General features: G+C 63.9%; 1 protein-coding gene. It reads left to right on the forward strand.

Annotated elements, in window-relative coordinates; all coding sequences use genetic code 11:
- Positions 1-203, forward strand: a 203-nt coding sequence (locus tag G8O24_RS44150) for a hypothetical protein (RefSeq protein ID WP_210324922.1), incomplete at its 5' end; no start/stop codon positions are given.
- Positions 204-427: the final 224 nt, after the last annotated feature.

Below are 427 nucleotides of genomic sequence, written 5' to 3' on the forward strand. Positions count from 1 at the left end.
AGCTGAGCGTCACCGAGCTGCCGCTCAGCGTGGGTTCGGATGCTTGGGACGAGGTGCCGGGTGAAAGCGGTACCGGTACCGCAGGGATGGAGACGCTCGCCTGCGTCAGGAAGTACAGCGGCGACGAAAAGTTCGAAGCGCCGGCACTGTCGATCGCATCGACGTTCCAGCGGTACGAGCCGCCGGCTGAGAGCGACGCCTGATAGCTCGTTCCAGAAACGATCTGATCGACGACGAGCTGGTTTGTGACCATATCTCTGACGGCGACTTCGTAGGACGTGGCGCCGGAGACGGCGTTCCAGCTGAGCGTCACCGAGCTGCCGCTCAGCGTGGGTTCGGATGCTTGGGACGAGGTGCCGGGTGAAAGCGGTACCGGTACCGCAGGGATGGAGACGCTCGCCTGCGTCAGGAAGTACAGCGGCGACGA

It is taken from the genome of Bradyrhizobium campsiandrae (genome assembly GCF_014529705.1).
Classification (GTDB): domain Bacteria; phylum Pseudomonadota; class Alphaproteobacteria; order Rhizobiales; family Xanthobacteraceae; genus Bradyrhizobium; species Bradyrhizobium campsiandrae.